Origin of the sequence: Microbacterium sp. Clip185 (assembly GCF_028743715.1) — a bacterium.
Taxonomy (GTDB): Bacteria; Actinomycetota; Actinomycetes; order Actinomycetales; family Microbacteriaceae; genus Microbacterium.
The window spans coordinates 1,252,501-1,278,091 of sequence record NZ_CP117996.1 but is presented as its reverse complement, the minus strand read 5'-3'; the positions used below and the strand labels follow the sequence as shown (position 1 = coordinate 1,278,091).

32 protein-coding genes are annotated in these 25,591 nt (G+C 70.1%); 13 read left to right on the top strand and 19 right to left on the bottom strand.

Annotated elements, in window-relative coordinates:
• Window positions 1-11: 11 nt before the first annotated feature.
• Window positions 12-743: a glutamine amidotransferase gene (locus PQV94_RS06100; RefSeq protein WP_274287888.1), complete on the top strand. Its 732-nt coding sequence runs from the start codon at window positions 12-14 to the stop codon at window positions 741-743.
• On the opposite strand, the gene PQV94_RS06095 is transcribed toward PQV94_RS06100, so the two are convergent.
• The 9 genes from PQV94_RS06095 to PQV94_RS06055 form a co-directional block, all read right to left on the bottom strand.
• Complete coding sequence (locus PQV94_RS06095; RefSeq protein WP_274287887.1) at window positions 731-1,780, bottom strand: YihY/virulence factor BrkB family protein; 1,050 nt, start codon at window positions 1,778-1,780, stop codon at window positions 731-733. The genes PQV94_RS06100 and PQV94_RS06095 overlap by 13 nt on opposite strands.
• A gap of 61 nt (window positions 1,781-1,841) precedes the next feature.
• Window positions 1,842-2,321, bottom strand: coding sequence for a prepilin peptidase (locus PQV94_RS06090; RefSeq protein ID WP_274287886.1), 480 nt, complete (start codon window positions 2,319-2,321; stop codon window positions 1,842-1,844).
• 1 nt (window position 2,322) lies between these two features.
• Window positions 2,323-2,622, bottom strand: coding sequence for a DUF1905 domain-containing protein (locus PQV94_RS06085; protein ID WP_274287885.1), 300 nt, complete (start codon window positions 2,620-2,622; stop codon window positions 2,323-2,325).
• On the bottom strand, window positions 2,622-3,410 hold the full coding sequence (locus PQV94_RS06080) for a glycosyltransferase family A protein (protein WP_274287884.1): 789 nt from the start codon (window positions 3,408-3,410) through the stop codon (window positions 2,622-2,624). Before PQV94_RS06080 ends, PQV94_RS06085 begins: the two co-directional genes overlap by 1 nt.
• Before the next feature lie 5 nt (window positions 3,411-3,415).
• Entirely contained in the window at window positions 3,416-3,823 is a 408-nt protein-coding gene (locus PQV94_RS06075) for a DUF2809 domain-containing protein (protein WP_274287883.1), read from the bottom strand.
• Window positions 3,820-4,812 (bottom strand): aldo/keto reductase, encoded by a 993-nt coding sequence (locus PQV94_RS06070; protein ID WP_274287882.1) that lies wholly within the window; start codon window positions 4,810-4,812, stop codon window positions 3,820-3,822. The genes PQV94_RS06075 and PQV94_RS06070 overlap by 4 nt, the downstream gene beginning before the upstream one ends.
• Window positions 4,813-4,822: 10 nt before the next feature.
• The gene (locus PQV94_RS06065; protein ID WP_274287881.1) at window positions 4,823-5,848 is read right to left on the bottom strand and encodes an FUSC family protein; all 1,026 of its coding nucleotides are present in this window, start codon (window positions 5,846-5,848) and stop codon (window positions 4,823-4,825) included.
• A gap of 34 nt (window positions 5,849-5,882) precedes the next feature.
• The gene (locus PQV94_RS06060; RefSeq protein WP_274287880.1) at window positions 5,883-6,347 is read right to left on the bottom strand and encodes a MarR family winged helix-turn-helix transcriptional regulator; all 465 of its coding nucleotides are present in this window, start codon (window positions 6,345-6,347) and stop codon (window positions 5,883-5,885) included.
• A 23-nt stretch (window positions 6,348-6,370) separates the two neighbouring features.
• Entirely contained in the window at window positions 6,371-7,042 is a 672-nt protein-coding gene (locus PQV94_RS06055; RefSeq protein ID WP_274287879.1) for a GTP cyclohydrolase II, read from the bottom strand.
• An 82-nt stretch (window positions 7,043-7,124) separates the two neighbouring features.
• Between PQV94_RS06055 and PQV94_RS06050 the strand changes: the two genes are divergently transcribed.
• Window positions 7,125-7,559, top strand: coding sequence for a ribonucleotide reductase stimulatory protein (locus tag PQV94_RS06050; RefSeq protein ID WP_274287878.1), 435 nt, complete (start codon window positions 7,125-7,127; stop codon window positions 7,557-7,559).
• 103 nt (window positions 7,560-7,662) lie between these two features.
• On the top strand, window positions 7,663-8,724 hold the full coding sequence (gene gnd / locus PQV94_RS06045; RefSeq protein WP_274287877.1) for a phosphogluconate dehydrogenase (NAD(+)-dependent, decarboxylating): 1,062 nt from the start codon (window positions 7,663-7,665) through the stop codon (window positions 8,722-8,724).
• Window positions 8,725-8,765: 41 nt separating this feature from the next.
• On the opposite strand, the gene PQV94_RS06040 is transcribed toward gnd, so the two are convergent.
• On the bottom strand, window positions 8,766-9,164 hold the full coding sequence (locus PQV94_RS06040; RefSeq protein ID WP_274287876.1) for an NUDIX hydrolase: 399 nt from the start codon (window positions 9,162-9,164) through the stop codon (window positions 8,766-8,768).
• A gap of 47 nt (window positions 9,165-9,211) precedes the next feature.
• Here PQV94_RS06040 and PQV94_RS06035 point away from each other — a divergent pair, with 47 nt between their 5' ends.
• From PQV94_RS06035 to PQV94_RS06025, 3 genes are read left to right on the top strand one after another with little or no spacing between them, the layout of a single operon-like run.
• Complete coding sequence (locus tag PQV94_RS06035; protein ID WP_274287875.1) at window positions 9,212-10,693, top strand: SDR family oxidoreductase; 1,482 nt, start codon at window positions 9,212-9,214, stop codon at window positions 10,691-10,693.
• Complete coding sequence (locus PQV94_RS06030; RefSeq protein WP_274287874.1) at window positions 10,687-10,911, top strand: putative acetyltransferase; 225 nt, start codon at window positions 10,687-10,689, stop codon at window positions 10,909-10,911. The genes PQV94_RS06035 and PQV94_RS06030 overlap by 7 nt, the downstream gene beginning before the upstream one ends.
• A complete protein-coding gene (locus PQV94_RS06025) occupies window positions 10,908-11,777 on the top strand; it encodes an alpha/beta fold hydrolase (RefSeq protein ID WP_274287873.1) in 870 nt (289 codons plus the stop codon). The genes PQV94_RS06030 and PQV94_RS06025 overlap by 4 nt, the downstream gene beginning before the upstream one ends.
• Before the next feature lie 15 nt (window positions 11,778-11,792).
• Here the strand turns inward: PQV94_RS06025 and PQV94_RS06020 are convergent, their stop codons facing one another.
• The 6 genes from PQV94_RS06020 to PQV94_RS05995 form a co-directional block, all read right to left on the bottom strand.
• Window positions 11,793-12,443: an NAD(P)-dependent oxidoreductase gene (locus PQV94_RS06020; protein ID WP_274287872.1), complete on the bottom strand. Its 651-nt coding sequence runs from the start codon at window positions 12,441-12,443 to the stop codon at window positions 11,793-11,795.
• Between the two features lie 138 nt (window positions 12,444-12,581).
• A complete protein-coding gene (locus tag PQV94_RS06015; protein WP_274287871.1) occupies window positions 12,582-13,571 on the bottom strand; it encodes a phosphotransferase family protein in 990 nt (329 codons plus the stop codon).
• An 82-nt stretch (window positions 13,572-13,653) separates the two neighbouring features.
• Entirely contained in the window at window positions 13,654-15,270 is a 1,617-nt protein-coding gene (locus tag PQV94_RS06010; protein ID WP_274287870.1) for a sensor histidine kinase, read from the bottom strand.
• A 145-nt stretch (window positions 15,271-15,415) separates the two neighbouring features.
• The gene (locus PQV94_RS06005) at window positions 15,416-16,537 is read right to left on the bottom strand and encodes a VanZ family protein (protein ID WP_274287869.1); all 1,122 of its coding nucleotides are present in this window, start codon (window positions 16,535-16,537) and stop codon (window positions 15,416-15,418) included.
• 48 nt (window positions 16,538-16,585) lie between these two features.
• Window positions 16,586-17,101 carry a hypothetical protein gene (locus PQV94_RS06000; RefSeq protein WP_274287868.1) on the bottom strand — a complete coding sequence of 172 codons (516 nt, stop codon included), beginning with the start codon at window positions 17,099-17,101 and terminating at the stop codon, window positions 16,586-16,588.
• Window positions 17,098-17,754, bottom strand: a complete 657-nt coding sequence (locus tag PQV94_RS05995) for a TetR/AcrR family transcriptional regulator (RefSeq protein ID WP_274287867.1) — start codon at window positions 17,752-17,754, stop codon at window positions 17,098-17,100. The genes PQV94_RS06000 and PQV94_RS05995 overlap by 4 nt, the downstream gene beginning before the upstream one ends.
• Window positions 17,755-17,836: 82 nt before the next feature.
• Here PQV94_RS05995 and PQV94_RS05990 point away from each other — a divergent pair, with 82 nt between their 5' ends.
• The 5 genes from PQV94_RS05990 to PQV94_RS05970 all read left to right on the top strand — a co-directional run bounded on the left by PQV94_RS05990 (window position 17,837) and on the right by PQV94_RS05970 (window position 21,877).
• Window positions 17,837-18,760 (top strand): ABC transporter ATP-binding protein, encoded by a 924-nt coding sequence (locus PQV94_RS05990; RefSeq protein WP_274287866.1) that lies wholly within the window; start codon window positions 17,837-17,839, stop codon window positions 18,758-18,760.
• Between the two features lies 1 nt (window position 18,761).
• Entirely contained in the window at window positions 18,762-19,511 is a 750-nt protein-coding gene (locus tag PQV94_RS05985) for an ABC transporter permease (RefSeq protein WP_274287865.1), read from the top strand.
• A 73-nt stretch (window positions 19,512-19,584) separates the two neighbouring features.
• Window positions 19,585-20,124, top strand: coding sequence for a hypothetical protein (locus PQV94_RS05980; RefSeq protein ID WP_274287864.1), 540 nt, complete (start codon window positions 19,585-19,587; stop codon window positions 20,122-20,124).
• Window positions 20,121-21,230, top strand: a complete 1,110-nt coding sequence (locus PQV94_RS05975; protein WP_274287863.1) for a sensor histidine kinase — start codon at window positions 20,121-20,123, stop codon at window positions 21,228-21,230. The genes PQV94_RS05980 and PQV94_RS05975 overlap by 4 nt, the downstream gene beginning before the upstream one ends.
• Window positions 21,227-21,877 carry a response regulator transcription factor gene (locus PQV94_RS05970; RefSeq protein ID WP_274287862.1) on the top strand — a complete coding sequence of 217 codons (651 nt, stop codon included), beginning with the start codon at window positions 21,227-21,229 and terminating at the stop codon, window positions 21,875-21,877. Before PQV94_RS05975 ends, PQV94_RS05970 begins: the two co-directional genes overlap by 4 nt.
• Window positions 21,878-21,908: 31 nt before the next feature.
• Here PQV94_RS05970 and PQV94_RS05965 read toward each other — a convergent pair whose 3' ends face one another.
• Together PQV94_RS05965 and PQV94_RS05960 are read right to left on the bottom strand one after the other, a co-directional pair.
• Window positions 21,909-22,208 (bottom strand): GNAT family N-acetyltransferase, encoded by a 300-nt coding sequence (locus PQV94_RS05965; protein ID WP_274287861.1) that lies wholly within the window; start codon window positions 22,206-22,208, stop codon window positions 21,909-21,911.
• Between the two features lie 4 nt (window positions 22,209-22,212).
• A complete protein-coding gene (locus PQV94_RS05960; protein WP_274287860.1) occupies window positions 22,213-22,341 on the bottom strand; it encodes a hypothetical protein in 129 nt (42 codons plus the stop codon).
• A 53-nt stretch (window positions 22,342-22,394) separates the two neighbouring features.
• Here PQV94_RS05960 and PQV94_RS05955 point away from each other — a divergent pair, with 53 nt between their 5' ends.
• Window positions 22,395-22,985 (top strand): TetR/AcrR family transcriptional regulator, encoded by a 591-nt coding sequence (locus PQV94_RS05955; RefSeq protein ID WP_274287859.1) that lies wholly within the window; start codon window positions 22,395-22,397, stop codon window positions 22,983-22,985.
• A gap of 10 nt (window positions 22,986-22,995) precedes the next feature.
• Here the strand turns inward: PQV94_RS05955 and PQV94_RS05950 are convergent, their stop codons facing one another.
• Entirely contained in the window at window positions 22,996-23,664 is a 669-nt protein-coding gene (locus PQV94_RS05950; protein WP_274287858.1) for a FadR/GntR family transcriptional regulator, read from the bottom strand.
• 161 nt (window positions 23,665-23,825) lie between these two features.
• Between PQV94_RS05950 and PQV94_RS05945 the strand changes: the two genes are divergently transcribed.
• A complete protein-coding gene (locus PQV94_RS05945) occupies window positions 23,826-25,583 on the top strand; it encodes a 2-isopropylmalate synthase (RefSeq protein ID WP_274287857.1) in 1,758 nt (585 codons plus the stop codon).
• Window positions 25,584-25,591 lie beyond the last annotated feature (8 nt).

Sequence of the window (25,591 nt, the reverse complement as noted above, 5' to 3'; positions counted from 1 at the left end):
AGAATCCCGACGTGAAACCCTTCGTGCTGCTCGCGACTCGGGCCGAGGACGGCCCCGCCGACGAGGAGTACGCCCTCATGCTCCGCCACACGGGGCTCGCACCCGCCGAGCTTCGGCGGGTGCGCCTCGAAGCGGAGCCGATGCCCGAGCTGGACCTCGACGAGCTCTCGGGCATCATCGTCGGGGGTGGACCCTTCAACGCGTCGGATCCACCGGAGCGGAAGTCGCCGGTGCAGGTGCGGGTGGAACGGGAGATGTCGGCGCTGCTCGACGATGTCGTCGCCCGCGACATGCCGTTCCTCGGCGCCTGCTACGGCGTCGGGACGCTCGGCGTGCATCAGGGTGCGACGATCGATCGCACCTACTCCGAGCCGATCTCCGTCGTCCCCGTCTCGCTCACCGCCTGGGGACGCGCCGATCCACTCTTCGCGGGGATGCCCTACAGGTTCGAGGCGTTCGTCGGGCACAAGGAGGCCGTGCGGCATCTGCCCGCTCACGCCACGCTGCTCGCCGGCTCACCCTCGTGTCCTGTGCAGGCCTTCCGGGTCGGCACGAACGTCTACGCGACGCAGTTCCATCCAGAACTCGACGTGGCGGGAATCTCGAACCGGATCCGCGCCTACGCCGGTCACGGCTACTTCGCCGCGGGAGAACTCGACGCCACTCTGGCCGCCGTGCGACGCACGCCCGTGACGCACCCCGCGCGTATGCTGCGGACGTTCGTCGAGCGTTACGCGCGCTGAGCCTTCTCGAGCGTCTTGTCCTGCTCCGCCTGGACCGCCGCTTGCGCACGCTGGAGCTCCTCGGAGGCGATGCGCACCGCATCTTCGGCGCGCTGACGACGGCGCTCAGCGAACGTGGATGCGCCGAAGCGCTCCCGCATCCGGTCCCCGGACTCGCGCGTGATCGTGACGATCACGGAGGCAGCGATCAGCAGCACCTGAGCCGACAGGTTCACCCACAGCAGCAGCGCCACGATCGACGCGAACGACGCCAGCAGCGGATTCGAACTCGCTCCCCCGACGAACAGGCCCGACAGCTCCTGCAGCACGGTCAGGCCGGCACCTCCCAGCGCCGCACCGGCCAGAAGCGCGCGACGCGGTGCCCTGATGCCCGACATCGTCCAGAACATCAGCAGCACGACGAGCGCATCGAGCACGAAGACGACCAGGACGCCCACGGCGCGCGTACCGACCTGCGCCGCGGCGGAGTCCTCAGCGATGCCGAGCCAGGACAGCACCGTGGTCACCGAGAGCGAACCGACGAAGGTGGCCGCCGCCGAAAGCACGAGCAGGACCGCGATCGCGACGGCGAGGCCGAGGTTGCGCAGCAGCACCCAGAGGAAGAACACGTCCTCGCCCGAGGTGTCGGCGATCGTGCGCACGGCCATGCGCAGCGATCCGATGGCGCCGATCGCAGCTCCGATCAGACCGACGAGCGAGATGACGCCCGCGATCGTGAGACCGGCCGGCGCCTCGATGTCCGACAGATCGATCAGTCCGTCGCCGCCCGTTCCGACCAGTCCCGGAACAGCGGAGTTGACCGCGTCCGCGAGGGAGCTCAAAGCGGCCGGGTTGCCCGCCAGCCACATCGCCGCGATCGAGAAACCGAGCAGGACGGCGGCGAAGATGCTGAACAAGGCGCGATAGGTGACGCTGTCGGCGAGCTGCGGGCCGCGTCGTTCGCTGTAGCGCAGGAACGCGCGCACCAGCGTTCGACGCAGCACCCAGGCGGTCACGCGGGCGACGAGCGGCTGCGGGGAGACGGAAGTGCTGCTCATCGCGCCAGGCTAGCGTTCGCGCTCCTCGGCGCCGCTCGGTTGACAGCGGCTCGCCGCATCCCTAGGTCAGGGCGGTGCTCGCGATCACGATCCAGGCTCCGAGCAGCATCCACGGACCGAACGGGATGCGGGTTCGACGCCCGGCGCGACGTGAGAGCACCAAGCCGACGCTGAAGAGCCCGCCGAGCAGAAAGCCGGCGAACAGCCCCAGCAGTAGCGCGTCCCACCCGAGGTACCCGAGCGCGATTCCGAGCAGCCCGGCCAGCTTCACGTCGCCGCCGCCCATTCCTCGAGGTTGCACGAGACGCAGCAAGAGGTAGAACACGAACGCGATCGCGCCGCCGATGACCGCCTGAAGCAACGGCACCACGTCCGCGCGGCCGAGGGAGGCGACAGCGAGCGCCGCGAGGAGGAACGGGTACGCGGGCAGCACGAGCGCGTTGGGCAGGCGATGCGTGCGCACATCGATCACCGCCAACGCGACGCTCAGGACCGCCAGAGCGCCGTAGGCGATGAGCAACGCGAGTGAGGCAGCGTGCATCTCACGCGTCCAGGACCGTCAGCTCGACCTGGATCTCGTCTCCCTCGCCCGCCCCCGCGGCCTCACGTACGGCGCGTTTTATCGGCAGGTGATAGGTGCCGCTCGCCGCATCCGGAAAGACCGAGGTGCGCCACGGCACCCCGGCGACCTCCACGGCCACACGCACCGCTCCGAAGCCGCTCGGCGGGCGCGGCACCTCGCGGATCATCTCGCTCTCATCGGCGGGCACCGCGACGAAGAACCAGTCGGCGTCCCGACGCGCCTCCCACCGGAACAGCGCCGCCCGGAACGTGAAGTGCATCAGCCCAGCGTAGGACCCGAGCCCCTTCCGCCGGAGTTTGTCCCCAGACGCCGCCGCGGGCGCACCGGCTGGCGGACGGCGGCGCGGAAGCGACCGCGCGGCCAGCTCGCGGCGAAGGTGGTGATGACCTTGCCCAGCCGCTCGGCGAGCCCGCGCGGGTGCACCAGCGGACGAGACGACACCGGCATGCGCAACAGGGGGTCCCAGCGCACGCCGTCGTCGCGGCGGAGGTGGATGGTCAGGTCCAGGTCGTCGTGCACCCGCGCATCGTCCCGACGGACCTGATCGCGCACACGCTCCCATACCCCGGCGCGCATCGCGAAGTTCGATCCGAACACCAGCGGGATGCCGAGCCACAGGTTGATCCAGAAGCGCCCTCCGCCGATGTACCAGTGCTCGCCGAGGTAGTGCACGAGGCGAGTGGAACCGTAGAACTCGGCGCCGCCGGTCAGCACGCCGAGGCCCGCGTCGGCGGTGAACGCGCGATCGATGCGCACCAGCCAGTCCGGATGAGGGCGGGAGTCCGCATCCAGCCTCGCGATCACGTCGGCATCCGCCGAGGCGGCGTCGTAGCCTGCGGCGGCTGCCGGCCAGATGCCGACGAGGCTCTCGGCGACCACCTCCGCGCCCGCGGCGCGCGCGACCGACGCCGAGTCGTCGCTGCTCGCGTTGTCGACGACGATGATCCGGTCGGCCGGGCGCTGCTGCGCGGCGAGCGCACGCAGGCACACGGCGAGCATCTCGGCGTCGTCGCGGCACGGGATGACCACAGCGATCCGGATCCCCATGTCCGTCATGCTCCGCTCTCGCGCCTCGCGCGCCCGACAGCCGCGCCGGAGAGTCGATCGACGGTGGCTGCTGCGAGCACCGTCACGGTGTAGATGACGAGATCCCTGGCGTCGAACACAGTGCCGAGCACGAGCATGATCGGCGGGAACCCGGCGCCCCACGCGAGAGGCAGACCCGTGAGCTGGAACAGCTCGATCACCGTGCACCACACCCAGGCGGCGATCGCCGGAACCCAGACGGCGCGACGCGGGACGACCGCGACGGCCAGCAGGTACACGAGCAGTGCGTACAGCGCGTCGCCCGCGATGTCGCTGGGCGCACCGTCGGGTGCGAACCGGTGCACGGCGAGCCCGGCCGCGACCATGATCGCCGCGGCGACAGCCGCGACGACGCGTCGACGGCGGACGGTCACCAGTGCGGGTGGATATCGGCGCGCAGGCGCCGGTCGTACACGTCGCGGATGACGGCGTCGAAGGCGTCGAGGTCGAGACCGCCCTCGAGCAGCTGCGCAGCGTCCGCGTTGGCCCGAGCCTGCGCGGGCGTCCGCGCGCCGGGGATGACGCTCGTGACCCCCGGCAGCGCCGCGATCCAGGCGAGGACGGCGGCCGGGAGGGAGACGCCCTCCCCCAGAGCCCGGGCGAGCTCGTCGGCAGCGACGAGCCCTTCGTCGTAGTCGACGCCAGAGAACGTCTCACCCCGGTCGAACGCCTCACCCTGGCGGTTGTAGCTGCGGTGGTCGTCGGCTGCGAACCGGGTCCGGCTCGTGTAGCGACCGCTCAGCAGTCCCGATGCCAGCGGGACACGGGCGAAGATCGCCACACCCGCGTCCGCGGCCGCCGGCAGCACCTCGTCGAGCGGCTTCAGGCGGAAGGGATTGAGGATGATCTGGACGTTCGTGACTCCGGGTCGGGAGATCGCGCTGAGCGCCTGTGCGCTGGTCTCCACGGAGACGCCGTAGGCCGCGATGGCGCCGTCGTCGACGAGACGGTCCAGCTCGTCGTATGTCGACGCGTCATCGATCACGCTGGAAGGCGGGCAGTGCAGCTGTACCAGGTCCAGTGTGTCGACGCCGAGGTTGCGGCGGGAACGGTCGGTCCAGGCACGGAAGTTGTCGGGAGAGTAGTTCGCCTTCTCCTGCGGCAGACGCCGCCCCATCTTCGTCGCGACCGTGATCCCATGCTCGCCCCGCTCACGGAGGAACCGACCGATGAGCTGCTCGGAGCGCCCGTCGCCGTAGACATCGGCCGTGTCGAAGAGGGTGACTCCGGCATCCGCGGCCGTGGCGAGGACCTCCAGCGCCTCGGCTTCGTCGACCTCACCCCAGTCCGCTCCCAATTGCCACGTTCCGAGCCCCAGAGCGGAGACCGACCTACCGGTGTTGCCAAGCGGACGCTGCTGCATGCGCTCCAGCCTAGGGCTGCGCCCGCCGGCGACGCACCGTCGCGGAGACGACCGCGACGGCCGTCCCGACGACCACGCCGAGCAGTGTGTCCACCAGACGGTCCCGCAGCAATGGGCCCGGGTCCACGGGCACGGCGAGTTCGATCATGAGCAGCGCGAGCGGAGTGATGAACACCATCGCGAGTCCGTAGTTGCGTCCGACGAACAGCTCCGCGCACACCTGCAGGACGATGGCGACCGCGAGCACCGCCAACGGCGGGAGCGGAAGCATGAGAAGCGCCGCTGCCAGGAGGATGCCGACACCGGTGCCGATCAGCCGCTGCGCGCCCCGCACCACGCGCGCGGTCGTGCTCGCACCGCCCAGCGCCGCCACGGCGGCGACCATCGCCCAGTACCAGTGCGTGCCGACCAGCGCGAGCCCCGCGATTCCGGCGAGCAGCGAACCGGCTCCCACCGTCAGTGCCATCTCGGCCGCGACGGCGCTGCGCCCGCGGGGCACGGGCGCAGCGGGCACCGTCAATCGTCGCCGCACGACGGCGATAAGCACCGTCACCGCGACGGCGAACCCCGCGCCGCCCGCACCGACGACCGCGCCTTCGGCGAGCGTGAGCCAGGTCGCCGGGAGCGTCGCGCACGCACCGGCCGCGAAGACGGCGAACAGTGCGCCCGGCGGATGCCACCGGTAGGCGTGCGCGAGCAATGTGACCCCGGCGGCGAGCGCGGCGACCGCGATCACCCTCAGCGCATCGGGCGCGTCGATGACCGAGAGAGCCGTCCCGAGAACCATCGCCGCCACCTGCACGCCTCCCGCGGCAAGCTGCATGAGGATGCGGTCGCGATGCCCGTCGAGCCGACCGTACAGAGACGCGAAGGCACCGAAGCTCGCGTAGACACTCAGGTCGAGCCGGCCGATCGAGACGAGCACCAGCAGCGGGACCGCGACGGACACGGCGACTCTCATGGCCACACGGTGCTCACCCTCGTGCGGTGCCACCTTCACGAAGCGGGCAGCCGCCTCCCGCATCCGCTCACGCATCCCTCCAGGCTACGCCGGGGCGAGCATCGCGCGGTTAGAGCGCTGCTTCGACGCCGGGGACGAGCTTGGCCGCGATGGCGGCGAGGGCCGAGCGCTCCGACTCGTCGAGTCGGTCAAGGACCAGCGAACGGATCTGGGCGACATGGGCCGGAGCCGCCTGGCGCAGGATGTCCCAGCCGGCGTCTGTCAGGCGGGCCGATTGGGTGCGCCCATCGCTGCCGCAGGTCGTGCGCTCGACCCAGCCGCGGCGTTCGAGGGCGTCGACGGCGTGGCTGAGCCGCGAGCGACTCAGGCCTGCGACGTGGGCGAGGTCGGTCATGGTCGCCGGCTGAGCGGCGCGCCCGGCGAGGGTCACGAGAATCGCATAGTGCGCGTGGTTGATGCCGCCCTCATCCCGGAGTCTGCGATCGAGGGCCTGCGGCAGCAGTTGCACGAGGCGGATCAACGGAAGCCACGTCGCCATCTCGTCGTCCGTCAGCGACCGCGTCGGGCGCGACACGCGCGATGCTGCCGCCGTGTCCATCACGCGGCGGGCAGGTCGATCGCGTGGGCGGTGTGGTCGCGCTTCGCGGCCAGGTAGCGCGCGTTCGACGCGGACAGGTGCACAGCCGTGCGCACACGTTCGGTCACCCGGATCCCCAGGCCCTCGAGCTGCGCGCCCTTGTCGGGGTTGTTGCTGAGGAGCCGGATGCGCTCGGCGCCGACGGCGTGGAGCATCTGCGCGGCCGCGGTGTAGTCGCGCTCGTCCTCACCCCGGCCCAGCGCCACGTTCGCCTCGTAGGTGTCCAGTCCCGCATCCTGGAGCGCATAGGCGTCGAGCTTCGCGTAGAGGCCGATACCGCGCCCCTCCTGTCGGAGGTAGAGCAAGAACCCGCCCTCGGCGGCGATCCGTTCCACCGCCTCGCGCAGCTGCGGGCCGCAGTCGCAGCGTTCGGAGCCGAAGACATCTCCCGTGAGGCATTCGCTATGCGGGCGCACGAGCGGCGCATCTCCGCCGGCCGCACTGCGATCGAGTGCGCCCCGCCAGTCGCCGAGGCCGAGCAGAAGGTGCTCCTTGCCGTCGATCAAGCCGTCGAACGTGAGCACATCGGCACCGGTCGTATAGCCGTCCGAGAACCGGAGCGGCACCTGCACCCGAACCCGGACCTCCGCCGCGGGAACCGTGGCCACGGAGATGTGTGAATTCTCAACCATGTTGTGCTCAAGCACCGACCTCGACGGAGTATTCCCGGCGCCGTGAGAAAGCCGCACCCGCGCCGGGCGCAACACTGGGGGCATGGCCCAGATCCCGGTCTACTACTACTCCTCGGTGTCCAACCTCACGCGCCGCTTCGCCGAGCATCTGGCCGCCCTCGACGGCCGCGCCGTGCGGGACCTCGCCGATCCGGAGGTGAGGCGCACCGAGGCCTCCGGACGGTGGGTTCTGCTGACACCCTCCTACAAGGCGGGCAACGCGGACGAGGTGACCCTGCCCGCACCTGTGCGGGCCTTTCTGCGCTCCGCGGCCAATCGCCGCCGCCTCGTCGGCATCATCGGGTCGGGCAATCGCAACTTCGGCGCCTACTACCAGGCCGCCGCACGGGAGCTCGCCGAGATCAGCGGACGCCCCGTGGTCTTCGAGTTCGAGCTCTCAGGAACGCCGGAGGACGTCGCGCGCTGCGCCGAGATCCTGCGTGGAATGGACGAAGCACTCGATTCGGCGAACGACTGACGCGCATTCGACGCGCGAACGGCGCCGGCCTGCGTCCTCGTCCTTAGACTCTGGAGAGGGTCGGCCGTCGCCGGCGCTCGTCGAAAGGGAACGAGGAATCAGCATGCAGCTCGCGATGATCGGTCTGGGTCGAATGGGTGCGAACATCGTGCGCCGGCTCATGAAGGACGGCCACGACTGCGTCGTCTACGACGTCAACCAGGATGCGGTTGCCGGCCTCGAGTCCGAGGGCGCGACGGGTGCGGCGTCTCTCGCCGAGCTCGCGTCCCAGCTGCAGACGCCGCGCACGGTCTGGCTCATGATCCCCGCGGGACTCACCGGCGGCGTCGTCGACCAGCTCGCGGAGGTGCTCGAGCCCGGCGACATCATCATCGACGGGGGCAATTCGAACTACCGCGACGACGTCCGCCGCGCCGCGGCACTCAAGGACACCGGCATCCACTACGTCGACGTGGGCACGAGCGGCGGTGTGTTCGGCCTGGAGCGTGGGTACTGCCTCATGGTCGGCGGACCCGATGAGGCGTTCACGCACATCGAGCCCATCCTGAAGACGATCGCGCCCGGCGTCGGCGACGTCGAGCGCACACCCGGACGCTCCGGCGAGCTCGCCCCCGAGGAGCGCGGCTACCTCCACTGCGGCCCCTCCGGCGCCGGCCACTTCGTCAAGATGGTGCACAACGGCATCGAGTACGGCATCATGGCCGCGCTCGCCGAGGGCCTCAACATCCTCCACAACGCGGATGCGGGAACGCGCGAGGCCAGCCACTCCGCGGAGGTCGCTCCGCTGGAGGAGCCGGAGTTCTACCAGTTCGACATCGACACCGCGAAGGTGTCCGAGCTCTGGCGTCGCGGATCGGTGATCTCGTCGTGGCTGCTGGATCTCACGGCGGCGGCGCTCCAGGCCAACCCGACGCTCGACGGCCTCGCCGGCCGCGTGTCCGACTCGGGCGAGGGGCGCTGGACGGTCAAGGCCGCTGTCGACACCGGAGTGCCCGCGCCGGTGCTGGCCGCATCCCTCTTCGAGCGCTTCGCCTCGCGCGGCGAGGATCACTTCGCCAACCAGGTTCTCTCGGCGATGCGGCTGCAGTTCGGCGGCCACCAGGAGCTTCCCGCCGGTGACGTGCTCGAAGCCGGCGGACAGAAGGCTGACAGCGCGCAGGGCTGAACCCGCTCCGACCCCTCATCGAGTCCGGCGAGGCGCGACGCTCAGCTCAGGAAGTACTCGCGCGCGAGAGGCGCGACCTCCAGCTCATCGACCTCGTCCGGTCCGACCCAGCGCAGCTCGGCGATCTCAGCGGAGGCGACGGGCGTCTGGCCGTGGATGTCGGCGGCGAAGACCTCTGCGACGACCTCGAACCCCGGCTCGTTGGCGGCAGCCGCCGCGAACGATCCCAGCGGCTCGAGGTCGCCTGCATCCAGCCGGAGTCCGAGCTCCTCCCGGACCTCGCGCACGAGCGTCGTGGCCGCATCCTCACCCTGCTCCGGCTTGCCGCCGGGCTGCATGAACGCGGTCGTCCCGCTCTTGCGCACGAGGAGGAGCCGCCCGTCGGCGTCGCGGATGACCGCGGCGGACACGTGGATGCGGCGGGGCTCTGCGAGGGTCACCCTGGCACGCTAACAGCCCCACACAGGCGCCCGACGTAGAATCTCGTGTGCCCGACGCGACCTCTGCCCACACCGATCCGCAGCCCAGCGGCATCGATCCCGACGATCTCGCCACCACCCTGCGCGTGCTGGAGGAGCTCGCGCAGGTGGATCAGACCCACCCTGACTACGTCACGGTCCGGCGGGCGACGGCCGCGATGTTCAAGGCCACCAAGAAGGTGCGGCGCCGAGAGATCCGCGATGCGATCGCCGCCGCGGACCGCGCGGTCGTGCACGCCACGGCGACCGGCGCGCCCGATCGCATCGACGACGAGACGCGCGGCATCCCGATCAGCAGCTCGACCACGACGCCCACCGCCGGGACCCTGCTCAAAGCACGCGGCTGCTACATCTGCAAGAAGCCGTACACGGTGGTCGACGCGTTCTATCACCAGCTCTGCCCCGAATGCGCCGCGATGAGCCACGCCAAGCGCGACGCACGCACCGACCTCACCGGCAAGCGCGCTCTGCTGACCGGCGGCCGGGCGAAGATCGGGATGTACATCGCGCTGCGCCTGCTCCGCGACGGCGCGCACACCACGATCACCACGCGCTTCCCCCGGGATGCGGTCCGCCGCTTCAGCAGCCTGCCGGATGCGGCGGACTGGATCGACCGGCTCAAGATCGTAGGTATCGACCTGCGCGATCCCGCCCAGGTGATCGGGCTCGCGGAGGACGTGGCTGCGGCGGGGACGCTGGACATCCTCATCAACAACGCGACCCAGACCGTGCGCCGCTCCCCCGGCGCCTACCAGCCGCTCGTCGATGCGGAGCTGGCGCCGCTTCCCGACGGTCGGCTTCCGGAGCTGGTCACCTTCGGGCACACGAACGACCAGCACCCGCAGGCTCTCGAACGCTCGGTGAGCGCGCACCCCATTCTCGCCGCCGCAGCCGCCCGCGCCGAGGAGCTCACGGAGCAGGCCATGGCGGCCGGATCCAGCTCGCTGGAGCGCCTGGCGGCGGGCACGGCGATCGACGCGGGCGGACTCATCCCCGATCTCGACCACGTCAACTCCTGGACGCAGCGTGTGGAGGAGGTCGATCCGCTCGAGATGCTCGAAGTGCAGCTGGCGAACACGACCGCACCGTTCCTGCTCATCTCGAAGCTCCGGCCGTCGCTGGCGGCCAGCAGCGCCCGGCGCACCTACATCGTCAACGTGAGCGCCATGGAGGGCGTCTTCAATCGCGGATACAAGGGTCCCGGCCACCCGCACACGAACATGGCCAAGGCCGCCGTCAACATGCTGACCCGCACGAGCGCGCGCGAGATGTTCGAGAGCGACGGCATCCTCATGACGAGCGTCGACACCGGTTGGATCACCGACGAGCGGCCGCATCCCACGAAGGTGCGTCTCGCGGAAGAGGGCTTCCACGCACCGCTGGACCTCGTCGACGGCGCGGCCCGCGTGTACGACCCGATCGTGCGCGGGGAGGCGGGCGAGGACCTCTTCGGCGTGTTCCTCAAGGACTACGCACCCGGCGCATGGTGACACTCCCCGAGCCCGGCGCGCGTGTCGTCGTGCGCTATCTACTCCCGACCGGACAGGCGACGGATGCGCTCGGAGAGCTCCTCAGCGCCGACGAGGAGACGGTCGTCGTCGACGGAAAACGCGGCGTTGAGCGCATCCGCCGCGTCGACATCGTCGCCGCGAAGCCTGTTCCGCCGGCACCTGCCCCCCGCATCCGGCGCCCCGCTCGCGACGCATGAGCGGCGCGCATCCCCTGGGCGCACCGCGCCGACTCAGCCTTCCCGACGGTCGATCGCTCAGCGCGCGGCGCGCGGGCGTCGGACGGGCAGTGGTGGTCTTCGAGTCCGGGATGGGTTTCTCCGCCGCAGCATGGGGCCGTGTCGTCCCCGCCGTTTCGTGCTTCGCCGCGACGGTCTGCTACGACCGTGCCGGGATCGGCGCGAGCGACGAGGATGGGGCACCGCGCACACTCGTGCGGCTGGCCGACGATCTCGGCGCTCTGCTGGCTGCCGAGACGCGCCCCCTGATCCTCGTCGGACACAGTTGGGGCGGGCCGATCGTGCGCACGCTCGCCGCGCGGCGGACTCTGGATGTCCGAGCCCTCGTGCTGGTCGATCAGACCGACGAGCACATCGACTCCTACTTCACCCCCGCTCTCGCCGAGCGCATGGTCTCCCGGCCGCCGCGCTTCTCCTCGCTCAGCGCACGCGCGAGCATCGCGCTGCTGCGACGCCGGGCACTGCACGCGCAGCCGATGGAGGTCGGCATGCAGCTGCGACGCGATCTCGCCGCCTTGGAGCGGACGATGGCGCCCGAGCTGGCACAGTTCCTGCCCTCGCTGTCCGCCCTGCGACAGGATGCGGCGCATCTCGACGCCGTCCGGAACATCCGAGCGAGCGTCATCACCGGGATGCGGGCGGGATTCGGCGAACGCACCAGGCGGCGGGAGATCAACCGGGCGCATGCCACCACCGCTCGGCGGCTGGACGCACACCTGATACCGGCCACGCGGTCGGGCCACAACGTGATCTTCGATCAACCGGAGCTCATCGTGGCAGAGCTTCGCCGAGTGGTCGATGAGGCCGGCCTCTCCCCTCGCGGATGAGGCCGGCCGGCCGGTTCAGGCGATCGCCGTGAAACGCGCCCGGTGGTGGGCGGGGCTTTCGATCTCATCGAGGATGGCCAGCGCGAGATCGGCGGCGGAGATGGTGGACGTGCCGTCGGCGTCACGCAGGAGCACGTCGCCGCCGAGCGTGTACCGCCCCGTCGACGCCGTGCCGAGCCAGGAACCGAACTCTTCCGGCGGGCTGACGTAGAACCAATCGAGTCCCTCGGGGCTGGAGCTCAGCAGCTCGAGAGCGTTGAGCCCGGTCTCCACCTCCGGCTTCACCTCGGCCGGCATGTGCGCGTGGGTCACGTCCCACAGGCGCGGACCGTTCTCCTCCACGAGCAGCGAGGACGCGCCGCCGATGTAGCCGAGACGGGTGGCGGTGCCGACGAGACGCTCGATGAGCGACTCCACCACGCCTTCGACCTTGCCTGCCATGTCCCCGCGCGGGGACAGCGCCACGACCACGACATCGCGGTCCGCCACGACGTTATCCTGCACGCCCTCGTCGAGGATCGAGCCCTGCACGTAGTCGACGCCGTCGACGAGATCCGTCGGCATTGTGCGACTGAGCGAGGTGACCGTGTGACCGCGGCGGTGTGCCTCCGCGACGACCGCCGCGCCCGCATAGCCGCTCCCACCGAGAACCGTGATCCTTGCCATCGATGTGTCTCCTTTCGTCCGAGTCGGCCACTCGGCCGGGCTCTATCGGTGAGGCCGCGGCTTCGTGCACGGCCTGCTCACGACCGCCAACCGCCCCGCTCGACCGGCGATTCCCGCGATCGCGCAGGCATCGCCGATTCATAGCCTGCCCGGGGGCGCCTCCGCCTCCAGATCGTGCAGGGCGTCGTCGAGCAGACGAGCCACCGAAGCCCGGTACTGCGTGAGCCACTCGCCCTCGAAGCCGCGGATGTCGATCTCGGTGACGAGGATGAGGCGATAGTAGAGGCGGTATAGGGCGAGGCGGATCGGCCCCGTCGGCGACGCGAGTTCAGCGGCGAGCACTCCCCCGGCATCCGTGTCGCCCTCGATGATCTGCTCCTCGGCGCCCTCTTCGGCCATCTGATTCGCCCCCACGAGATCGAACAGCGGATCGCCCCACACAGTGCGTTCGGTGTCGATCAGTCCGACGATCCGCAGATCCTCGTCGAGGAAGATGTTCGCCGGCCAGAGATCGTTGTGCACGACGACCGGAGCCGTGACCGCATCCAGCGCATGCCCGTGGCGCGCCAGCACGGCACGTACCCTCGGCTCGGGCACGATCGTGCCCGACTCGGCAGCGTCGCGGAGGATGCCGTCGAACATCGCCGTGACCGCGGTGCGCCAGTCATGGCAGCGCATGCCCGTCTCATGCGCGGGGTATCCGAAGGCCGGAGCCGGCACCCGGTGCAGCTCGGCCATCAGCGCACCGAGGGCGCGACGTGCGCGAGCGGTGGCGGCCGCATCCAGCTCGAGATCGTTCCATACCCGGCCGGACAGCTGGCGGGTGACCACGATGTCGGCGTCGACGACCGAGCGGGTGAAGTCGGTCAGGAGCACCTCGGGCACCGGTGCGCGGCCGGCGAGCATCTCGTACACGAGTGCCTCGGATGCGGCGATCCCGTGCTCGTAGCGGCACAGTTTGCGCACGTCGGTCGGGGTCGCCTTCACGATGACACGGGCGCCGCCGACGAGCGTCACGGCCGAGGTGACAGCGAACATCCCGCCGGTCAGCGGCTCGCTGTGCGCCACCTCGCCGAGCGGCTCGAGAACGGCGGTGAGCTGTGCAGAAGTCAGCGACGTCGGTGTCACAGGCGGCGGACCTTTCGAAAGGAGGCATGCGCCCTCCGGGCGCAGCTCTCCCACGCTATCGGTGCGCGGCGCACGAGGCCGGTCAGATCGCGGGGATGCGGATCGTTGCTTCCGTCCCGCCGATCGGGCTGCCCGCAAGCGATGCCATCCCGGCGTGGGCAGTAGCGATGTTGTGCACCACGGACAGCCCCAGGCCGAACCCCTGGACGGCGTCCTGGTGCGCCCTCGGCGCGCGGTAGAAACGGTCGAACGCGCGGTGCTGTTCGACCTCGCTCATCCCCGGCCCCGCGTCGCTGACGCGGATGCGGATCTCGTCGTCCACCCGGTCGCAGAGCACGTGTACGTCGGAGCCTTCGTCGGCGAACTTGACCGCGTTGGTGAGCAGCTCCGACACCGCCTGCCGGATGCGCCCGGGGTCCGCCATCGCGATCGCGGCATCGATCACCTCTGACCGGATGGTCAGGTCGCGCTTCGCCGCATCGTGACGCGCACTGCGCACGCACTCGGTCACGAGCGCGGCGACATCGGTCGGTTTGATCTGCAGTTCCATGCGGATATCTGCTGCGGTCAGCAGCTCCGATATGCGGGTCATGATGCGATCGACGCTGCGCAGGATGACCTCGATCCGCTCCTGGGCGCCGGGATCGGTGGTCGCGACCCGTTCGCTCAGCAGGTCCAGATGACCGATGAGCGGGGTCATGGGGGTGCGGAGCTCGTGCGACACGGTGTGGAGGAAGTCGTCGCGCATCTGCTCGGAATGGAGCACCTCGGTGATGTCCTCAGCCACGACGAGGGTGCCCAGCGCCGAGCCGTCAGGGCGGGCGATCTTCGACGAGGAACGGACATAGGCGCGCTGATGCCCCGGCGGGCCCACCCAGGCGAGCGTGGGGGGAAGCTCCGTTCCATCGAGCACCGTCTGCAGGAGCCGATCGCCACGACGCACGGGCGTCGTGCGATCCGCGGCGAACACGGCACCTGAGGCGACGGGCTCTGCGGGACTCTCCAGCTCGTACCCCTCGTGGCGGGCGACCTCGTGGGCGCGAGGGTTCGCGAGCAGCAGCGTTCCCTCCGGATCGTAGACCGCGATCGCCGTGGGAACCGCGCCGATGACGGCGTCGACGAGCATCTTTCCGTCGGTGACACGGGTGAGCGCCTGCTCGCGCGCCCGGTGCGCCGCGCTGAGGCGAGCGGCATGACGACGAAGAGCCCGAGCGCCGAGGGCCGCGACGACGATGATCATCGACAGTGCGATGAGTGTCCCGACATCGAAGAACACGTCCGCGAGGGTCGCCGGCCACACCCCCGTCATCGCGCAGGGGACGACGACGAAGAGCACGAGCAGCACGACGGCCGCCGTCGGCCAGGGACGGGGAAGCAGGCCCAGCCCCAGCACGGGCAGGGCCACCACGAAGACGGTGAGAGACGTTTGCGGCAGGAGTTCCTGCCGCAACGCGGCGAACACGACGACGTTCACGATCAGTGCGAAGGCGACCACCCAGGTACGCGTCGCCCGGTGCGCCAGTGCGGCCGCGAGCCAGCCCGCCATGAGCAGGAGCACGATCACGCCCCAGAGAGCAACGGGCAGCGACCTGCCGAACTGGACGTCGTACACGATGAGACCGGCGATGAGTCCGGCCAGCACGAGCCCCTGCAGCCAGAGCAATGACTTGGCCACGAGATCGACGATGAAGTCCGGCATGGGGTTCTCCGCTCCTCGGTGGGCCGACGACGAGATGCCCTGTCGCAACGGGAGAGGCGCCCCTCGCGGATGGCCGAGATCTCAGCGACGCGTCAACGGTATCCGCCGGGACCGCTCTCACGACAGCGCACGGCGAGCTCCGCGCTCAGGATCTGACGTCTCGCAACTCGCCACCGGAGAGGACGAGCGAGAGTCCGCGGCGTCCACGACTGAAGGGGACGGACACCACGGCGACCATCACGATGATCGTGCTGACGATCCCGATGAGGCCGACCACGGTCTGTGTGGGTCCCGCTTCGGCGCCGGGGAGCTGGTCGAGGACGACGGCGACCGTGTAGGGCAGCGCCACGACCGATGCGCGATGCACGCGCCGCCATCTGCCCGCGCGATCAGCCGGCCACGTTGGGGCCAGCCACACCAGCCGCTGCCCGATAGACGCTCCCGTACCCAGTACTGCGGGCAGCACCACGACGAGCGCGATCGTCCCGACACCGACGACGGCGACGCCGGCGATCGCGACCGATCCCGACGGCGCCGCGCCCCCGGTGATCACGAGCTGGGGCACGATGAGCGTCAGCGAGAGCAGCCCGCTCACGACGTTGACGGCGACGGCGTCCAGGACCATGCCGAACCAGCGTCGCCACACCGTGACCGGGCGCGGCAGCGAACGATCACGGCGCAGCGCGTCGGCGCTCGGCATCCAGGACAGGAGGAGCGGGGCGAGGAGGACACCGATCGCGGTGCCGACAGTGTTCGTGATCAGGTCATCGACGTCGGCGACGCGATACGCGCAGTCGTAGATCCCCCAGACCCCGGTCAACTGCGTCGTCTCGATCAGCAGCGACAGCGCTGCTCCGAGGACGATGGACACGACCGGTCCGCGGTTCCAGTACCGCCGCGCGATGATTCCGAACGGGATGAACAGCACGACGTTCAACGCGACCTGCAGTGTGGCGCGACTCGTCAGGGCGGACGCGAACGAGAGCCCCTGGGTCTCACGCAGGATGTCGCCCACGGAGTGCCCGGGGACGAGCTCGATGCCGGCGCTGCTGACCACGCAGTTCGCCGCGACATCGGGCAGCGGCAAGAGCGTGTAGGCGACGAGCGCGACCGCGTAGACGCTCGTCGCTGCGGCTCCCAGCAACCTCGCGAAGGAGAGCGTGCCGTAGCGACGCATCTGGATCAGAAGCATCGGGCCGAGTACGGCGAAGAAGACCAGCGAGCCCCCGATGAGGCCGAACCACGCCTGCCACGTCCACCCGGTCATCCGATCCATCCTAAGAGGCGGGTCGACGCCGCTTGGCGCGCGTCGCCCTCAGCCGTGCGAGAGCAGCTCCAGCGCGATGACCCCGATCGCGAGCACCGCCTCCCCCGCGAGGATCACGATGCGCTGCACCCGGGGAACGGCGAGCCGTCGCACGGCGAGCAGGCCGATCGCGACGAGGGTGGCGGTCGTGATGAGCATCGCGGCCAGCAGAGCTACCGAGGCGTCGTAGAGCCCGAGCGCCGAGAGACCGATGCACACGACCGGCGGGAGCGCGACGGTGGCCGCCCCCAGTGTGCTGGCCACCATGTGCCGGTGCTCGACACGCCCCGGCACGCGCGAGTGCACCACCATGTGGCTGAGGAGGTCGGCGACATAGACGGCGCAGACCGTCGCAGCAACGGTGATCACGAGCGTTCCCAGCGCGAGGCCCGCATCCGGATGCGCATCGTGGGCGCGCAGCGCGATGATCACCGCAAGGGCGGTGAAGGCGACGTAGATCCGTTCCTTGAGGGACGCGGCGCGCCGGATCCGCGTCTGAACGTCATCGTCGCGCTCTTCCGTCATGCCCGGCTCCCGTCGGGCGCATACGCGCGCAGGAAGGCGCGTGCACCGTCGGTCATGATCCGATCCACGCGATCGAGCTGGGCGCGGCGGCGGCCGGGCTCGTTCAGGACGCGCAGGGTCGTCAGGGCGTGGAAGTGATCGGCGGCGAGCTCGGGATCAGGGGCGTCGAGGAGGCCGGCTCGCGCCAGCAGCTCGAGGCGTTCTGCGAGCGCACGATTGTGCGCCGTCTCGAGAGGGTGGTCGTCGAGTTCCGGAAGCAGCGTCTCGTTCTCCGTGATCAGGCGCACAGCGGCCGCGTAATCCGAGTCGGCGAGCTGGGAGCGGCCGAGATCGAGGGCGAAGGCGATGATCGCGCGCTCGGTCGCAGCAGGGTCGGCGTCGGCGAGGACGGGCGGGAGGTGGCGCTCGATCAGCCTGCGGAGCGTGATCAGCGCCGCCTCTCCGGCCTGCTCCACGACCCCCAGGAGGAGGCGTCGCTTGTCGCCGTAGTAGTCGTACACGGTGCGCTTGGACACGCCGGCCCGCGCCGCCACCGCGTCCATGCTGGTGCGCTCGACACCATCGCGCACGAACAGCTCGCGAGCGGCGGTGAGGATCGCGGAACGCTTGTGCGCCTGGCCCTCCCGAACCGGCTTGAGACGGGCATCGGACATCGACATCTCCTTGCTGTGGCTGCACCGACAACTCTACACCGATGAGTGTAGTTGCTACACCACACGGTGTAGTGTGCCACTCATGACCCTCAGTTCTCCCCTCTCGCTCCAGGCACACGCCCTCGTCAAGCGCTACGGCGCCCTCGTCGCCGTCGACGGACTGTCGTTCGAGGTCAGACCGGGCGTCGTGACCGGGTTCCTCGGCCCGAACGGTGCCGGCAAGTCCACCACCCTGCGCATGTTCCTCGGTCTCGACCGACCGACATCCGGAGCTGCGACCATCGGCGGCCTTCGCGCGGCGGAGCTGCCCAACCCGGCACGCGTGGTGGGCGCGATGCTCGACGCGCGCTCCGTGCACCCGCGACGTTCCGCCGGCGCGCACCTCTGGGCGACGGCCCGCGCGGCCGGCATCCGCCGGTCACGCGTCGACGAGATGCTGGCGATCGTGGGCCTCGCCGACGCCGGTGACCGACCGGCCGGAGCGTTCTCCCTCGGCATGAAGCAGCGCCTGGGGATCGCGACCGCGCTGATCGGCGATCCGGGAATCGTCATCTTCGACGAACCGCTCAACGGCCTCGATCCCGAGGGGATCCGTTGGGCCCGCGCGCTCATGCGAGAGCTCGCCGCAGAGGGACGCACCGTGCTCTTCTCGAGTCACCTCATGGGCGAGATGGAGCTAACAGCGGACCACCTGATCGTCATCCACCGCGGGACGCTGCTGGCTGACGAGCCGCTTCGATCCTTCATCGCCACCCGGACGACAGCCTGGGTCCGCGTCCGTACACCGGACCCCGTCGGCCTCGCCAGGATCCTCACGGACGCGCGGCTGTCCACTGCCCCGGACCCCATGCACCCCGACGCGCTCCAGGTGCGAGACGCGTCCACAGATCAGGTGGGCCGCCTCGCCGCCACGGCGGGTGCGGAGGTGTCCGAGCTGACACTTGTTCGCGACTCGCTGGAAGACGCGTTCCTTCGCATGACCACTCTCGACCGGAAGGCGGCATGAGATGAATCTGTTCGCATCGGAATGGATCAAGACGCGAAGCGTGCGAAGCACTTGGCTCCTCGCCGCATCCACTGTCGTCGTCACCGCTCTCGTCAGCCTGCTGGGCATCAGCGGCCTGAGCGCCGACTGGCACGCGGAGCTGCCCCAGGACTTCGACCCCGTCGGCGTCGGCTTCAAGGGGATCCTCGTCGGACAGCTGCTGATGGCGATGCTCGGCGCGCAAGCCATCACCAGCGAGTACGCGTCGGGGCAGATCATCAGTACCCTCGCCATCGCGCCACGGCGCGCTCGACTGTTCACCGCGAAGGTGCTCGTGACCGTCTGCGTGACCGCGATCGTCGCGGTCGCCACGGTGGCAGCGAGCTTCGCGGCCGGTCAGGCGGCGCTCGCCGCCGCCGGCCTGCCGACCGCGAGCGCAGATGGCGACACCGTTCGCGCTATCATCTGCGCCACCGCGTACCTCGTGCTGTCAGCCGTGCTGGGGACGGCGTTCGGCACGCTGACCCGCAGTTCCTCGGGTGCACTCGCGATCATCGTGACCGTCGCCCTCCTGATACCGGCCCTCGCACCGGGTCTCCCGGGGATCGTGGGGCGGTTCGCCGGGACCTTCTGGCCCACGACCGCGGGCCAGGCGTCCTACACGGTGGTCGGCTCCGGCGTGCCGCCGCTTCTCGGACTGGCGGTGATGACCGTGTTCACCGTGTGGATGACGGCAGCGGCCGTGACGACGCTTCGCGTGCGCGACGTCTGAGCGCACACGATCTCCACCCGGCTTCCACCCGCGGGTGGTCGTCGGGCGCGCCGGGTGCGACGACGCTGGCGTCATGACCTTGTCCTTGCTCCTGAACGCTCTGCTCCTTCTCGTCCTCGTCGTCTGGCTCGGCTACCGGCAGTCCACCTGGCGGCCCATCCGCTCCGGTCGCATGTGGCGGATGCCGATCCTGCTCGGTATCGCAGGCCTCGCGGTCCTCACTCAAACCGTCGAGCGGATCACGACCCTCGACGCCATCGCAATGACCGTCGAGGCGGCGATCTCACTCGGCGTCGGCGCGGTGATGGGCCGCATCGCCCGCATCCGACCCGTCGCGCAGCCCTCCGCGCGGACAGAGGGCGCGTCGCTCGAATCTCGAACCGGATGGTGGGGCATGGCCCTCTGGTTGATCGTGATCGCAAGTCGGATCGGCATCGACGTCGCGGCTGCCGCGAACGGGGCGTTCGTCGTCTCCTCTGCCGGCGCGATCCTGCTGTTGCTCGCCGCGAACCGGGCGATGCGGGTGCTGGTACTGGAGTCGCGGGCACGACGGCTCGTCGCCGACGGCTCCGACGCTGCTGCATCGACCCGGCGGTCCATGATGGGGTCATGAACACCGGGCGCTCGTCGGCGCGAGCAGCACTGCACCTGGTCGGAGCGGCACTCGTGTCGTTCTGGCTGTTCGCCGGCGCGCGCCCGCTCGACGCATGGACGTGGATCGGCATGCTCGCGGTGTTCAGCTGGCTGGCCAGCGCACTGCTGCGCCGCCCCCACCGAGTGTCGGCGGTGCTGGCGGCGGTCGCGCTCGTTGCCGCATCCGTCGCCGTGATCCCGACCACGGGGATCACGTTCACCCCCGTCGTGGTCGCTCTGCTCCTGCTGTGGGCCGACGACCTCCTCCCGGCTTGGGCGGCCATCACCGGCTCGGTCGCCGCCCCGGCGCTGATGGCGGTCGGGGCGATCGGACGCGACCCCGGCGTCCCCACCCTGCTGGCTTTCGGCGGTGGGATCATCATCGCGTCCCTGGCCGGCGCGAGCCGGCGCCAGACGCGGCGTCTCCTGAGGCAGGAGACCGCCTTACGGCGGCAGCAGCAGGAAGCCGCCGAGCAGGCTGCTCGGGCGGCTCTCGCCCGCGATCTGCACGACGTGCTGGCACACACCCTCGGTGGACTCGTCCTCCAGCTCGACGCGACCGAAGCACTCATCGAGCGCGGCGACACGGAAGCCGCCCTCTCTCGCTCGCGGAGCGCTCGGCGACTGGCGGGCGAAGGGCTCGATGAGGCGAGGCGCGCGGTGGCGGCGTTGCGTGGGCCTCTCGGACGCGGCGAACAGGCGGAGCCGGACGACGTCGTCGACGCCGTCGAGGAGCTGCTTCGCGCTCATCGCTCCCTCGGAGGATCCGCGACCTTCGAGACGGACGGAACGCCGTGGGAGACATCCGGCGCTCAGGCGGCGGCCGTCATCCGGGCCGCGCAGGAGGCGCTCAGCAATGCCCGGCGCCATGCCCCGGGCCGACCGGTGGATGTCAGCATCCGGTGGAGCGCCGATCGCGTGCTCCTCACGGTGACCAACGACGTGATCGAGCCCGGCGGCACCTCCTCGCGCGGGTTCGGGTTGCGCGGAATGCGCGAGCGCGTCGCCGCACTCCCCCGAGGCGGTCGGGTCGATATCGACGAGGAAGGATCGCGCTTCCAGGTGCGGATGGAGGTGCGCCGGTGACTCCTCCGCCGATCAGAGTGCTCGTCGCCGACGATCAGGCGATCGTGCGGGACGGGCTCGTGACGATCCTCGGCCTGCTCGACGATGTCTCGGTCGTCGGCGAGGCGAGCGACGGCGTGGAGGCGATCGCGCTCGCCCTGTCCGAGCGCCCCGACGTCGTGCTGATGGACCTGCGGATGCCGGGTCTGAGCGGCGTCGACGCGACCGCCCGTTTGACGCGCGATGATCCTCAGATCGCCGTGCTCGTGCTGACGACGTACGCCGACGACGACTCGATCGCCGACGCGCTGCGCGCAGGAGCCCGCGGTTACCTCACGAAGGATGCGGGACGCGCGGAGCTCGAGGCGGCGATCCGCTCGATCGCTCGCGGCCAGTCGGTCTTCGCATCCGAGGTGGGAGCCCGCCTCGTGAGAGCCGCCACCGCCGCAGCGCCGCCCACCGCTCGCCTCAGCGACCGTTTCCCCGCGCTGACGGCCCGTGAGAGCGACGTTCTCGCCCTCATCGCACGGGGCAGGAACAATCGCGAGATCGCCGCGGAGCTGTTCGTCTCCGTCGCAACAGTGAAGTCCCACATCAACACGATCTTCGCCAAGCTCGGCGTCCGCGACCGGGCGGCAGCCATCGCCCTGGTGCTCTCCGGGGGTTAGTCGACCACGAAAGCCCTCTGCCCGCTCGCGCTCACAGCTCTCTGGCGAAGCACGCCGAGTTCTCGGAACCGACGTAGGCGCCGAACAGCGCCGTGGGTGAGTATCCCTCGCGCTGATAGAAACGGATCGCATCGGGCTGCCCGGTGCCCGTCTCCAGGACGATCCGATGCGCGCCGAGGCGCCGAGCCTCCTGCTCGAGAGAACGCAGCACCGCCGTCGCCACCCCGGTTCCGCGTGCGGAGGGCGTCGTGTACATGCGCTTGATCTCCACGACGCCCGCGCCGAGAACCTTCTCCGGGAGCGGCCGAAGTCCGCCACAGGCGATCGGCACCCCGTCACCATCCCGGGATGCCGGGTTCGTGATCGCTCGTGCCGTAGCGCTCGTCGAGCTCCTTCCGCTGCGCCGCGCGGAGCGACGCGGCGTCCGAGTCGTCGAACGGGGTGACGGTGATGTTCCAGACCATGAGCGGATCCTTTCCGTAACGGATGTTACCGTAACACCTGTTACGCTCTGCACATGCCTCGCATCCGAGACGACGCCGCCCAGCGGGCACGCCTGTCGGAGGCTGTGTTTCTGACTCTCGCCGACGGCGGACCCACGGGCCTGACTCTGCGCGCTGTCGCGGCGCGCGCAGGATGCAGCACGGGCCTGGTCCTGCACACGTTCCCCGACAAGCGCGCGCTGCTGCTCCACGCGCGGGACGTCCTCCACCAGCGCACGGCGATGCGCGCCGATGCCTTGCAGGCGGATGCGTCAGACCCGGTCACCGCGATTCGAGCGATCACGTATGGGACGCTCGCGGTCGATGACGCACGCTTGGCCGAAGCCAGGGCCTGGGTGGCCTTTCTCGGCGCCGCACTCGGCGATCCGGTGCTGCGGGAGCGTCACGTCAGCAACAGTCGCGCCTTCGCGACTCGCCTGGCAGGACTGATCGACGCGGCGACGGGGCTGACGCCGGAAGTATGCGAGGAGCGTGCCGCCTCGCTGAGCGCGTCCGTCGAGGGGATCACGGCACTGGCCGCGGGAGACCCCGAGCAGTGGACCCCGGACAGGCAGCGCGCCGCTCTCGATATCGCCCTCGCCGCTGCACTGGCGCCGTCGCACTGACGGCCCCGCCTCAGGACAGCGCCGCCTTCAGTGCGTCGAGGTGCGTGCGGCTCGCGCCCGCCGCCGCATCCGGTTCCCGCTCCGCGATCGCTCGGACGACGGCCGTGTGCGCGTCGTGATCGTCGCGCTCCGAGACCGTCGGCCGGATGCGGAGCATCTCGACCATGGTGCGCCGAACGCGAGGCACGAAGCCGTCGAACAGTTCGACCAGCACCTCGTTGTGCGACGCCACGACGATCGCCCGGTGCAGGGCCATGTCCGCATCCACGTGCTCCTCGACGCTCTGGCCGGGGAGGGTCCTGACCTCGAGCGCGCGTCGAATGGCACGTAGATCGGCGGGCGTGCGCCGCTGCGCCGCCAGCGTGGCCGCCTCCACCTCGATCGCCGTGCGCGCCTCGATCACGGTCACGATGTCCGCGCGCCGGAGGACGTCGCCCCATTCGTCGGGTGCATCGAGGGCGATCACGTAGACACCCGAACCATGCCGCGAATCGAGGATGCCGCCGCCGGCGAGCCGACGGATCGCCTCGCGCACGGTGGAGCGGCCGACACCCAGCTGGGCGGCGAGGGTCGTCTCGCCGGGGAGCTTGGCACCCAGCGCCCACTCCCCCGCACGCACCCGGGCGAGAAGCAGATCAGCAGCTTGATCTGCCAGCGGCGTCCGTGACACCTGAGTCATCCGAACTCCTCAACTTGTCTGAGGACTATGGTAGCGTGCTCGACGTGTCCACCCGCGGATTCCTCCTTCTTCGCCGCCACGGCGGGGCGTAGCCAGACCGGCTCCCCGTCGTGGAGCCGAACCTGCGCCGGTCTGCATCCCAGACCCGAGGACGTCCGATCATGACCACCACACCCACCCCCGCCTGGAACCGGCAGCGCCCCTCCGGCATGCCCTCACACCGCTACAGCGACGCCTACGCGCGCGTCGAGGTACCCCTCGCCGATGTGGAGCGCCGCTGGCCGAACCGCCGCATCACCACTGCCCCCCTGTGGGTCCCCGTCGACCTGCGCGACGGCAATCAGGCCCTTGCCGAGCCCATGGACCCCGCGCGCAAGCGCCGGTTCTTCGAGCTCATGGTGCGCATGGGCTACACGGAGATCGAAGTCGGCTACCCGTCCGCATCCCAGACGGACTACGACTTCGTGCGCCTGATCGCCGACTCCGACCTCGCGCCCGACGACGTCACGATCGTCGTGTTCACGCCGGCACGACGCGATCTGATCGAGCGGACCGTGGCAGCGATCCGCGGCATCCGCAACGAGGTCGTCATCCACATGTACACCGCGACGGCGCCGGTCTGGCGCACGACCGTGCTCGAGAAGGACCGTGACGAGCTGCGCGATCTCATTCTCGCCGGCGGCAGAGACGTATGGGAGCTCGCGGGCCACCTGCCGAATGTCCGCTTCGAGTTCTCGCCCGAGGTGTTCAATCTCACGGAGCCCGACTACGTCATCGAGGTGTGCGACGCGATCACCAAGCTGTGGCAGGCGAGCCCGGAGCGCCCCGTCATCTTGAATCTCCCCGCCACCGTCGAGATCGCGACCCCCAACGTCTACGCCGATCAGATCGAGTTCATGCACACGCACCTCGCCCACCGCGACGGGGTGATCCTCTCGGTGCACCCGCACAACGATCGCGGCACCGGCATCGCCTGCGCCGAGTTGGCGGTCCTGGCCGGCGCTCAGCGCGTCGAAGGGTGCATCTTCGGCAACGGCGAGCGCACGGGAAACGTGGACATCGCAACCCTCGCCCTGAATCTTCACGCGCAGGGCATCGACCCCATGATCGACTTCTCCGACATCGACGACATCCGCCGCACGGTCGAGTACTGCAACCGCATCGACGTGCATCCGCGCCATCCCTATGTCGGCGACCTCGTGCACACCGCGTTCAGCGGCACGCACCAGGATGCGATCAAGAAGGGCTTCGCGGAACACCGCGCTAGAGCTGCAGCCGAGGGGCGCGATCAGCGGGAGATCGCCTGGCGAGTGCCCTACCTGCCTATCGATCCCGCGGACATCGGACGCAGCTACGACGCGGTCATCCGCGTCAACTCTCAGTCCGGCAAGGGCGGCATCGCCTACCTGCTGGAGACCGAGTACGGCATCGTGCTGCCCCGACGACTTCAGATCGACTTCTCCCGGCACGTTCAGCGGCACACCGACACCACGGGCGAGGAGGTGACGGCCGATGCGATCTGGTCACTGTTCACCGAGGTCTACATGAGCGACCCGCAGCACTCGAGCATCGGGCTCGAGGCGGTACACATCGACGAGGGGAACGCCACCACCGAGGTCATCGTGCGCGTCGACGACCAGGTGCAGCGTTCCACGCACGCGGGCCTCGGGCCGGTCGAGGCGGCCGTGTGCGCGCTGGCCGGCTGCGGGATCGACCTCGCGATCCTCTCTCTCCACCAGAGCTCGCTGACCACGGGCGCGGATGCCGAAGCGGTCACGCTCATCGAGTACCGAGACGCGGACGGTCCGGCGTGGGTCGCGGGCCGCGACCGCTCCACGCTCGCGGCCACCCTGCAGGCGGTGGCCCGCGCCGCGGACCGGGTGTCGGCTCACCGACGCGTCACCGCCGCAGTGCTCTGACCGGGTCG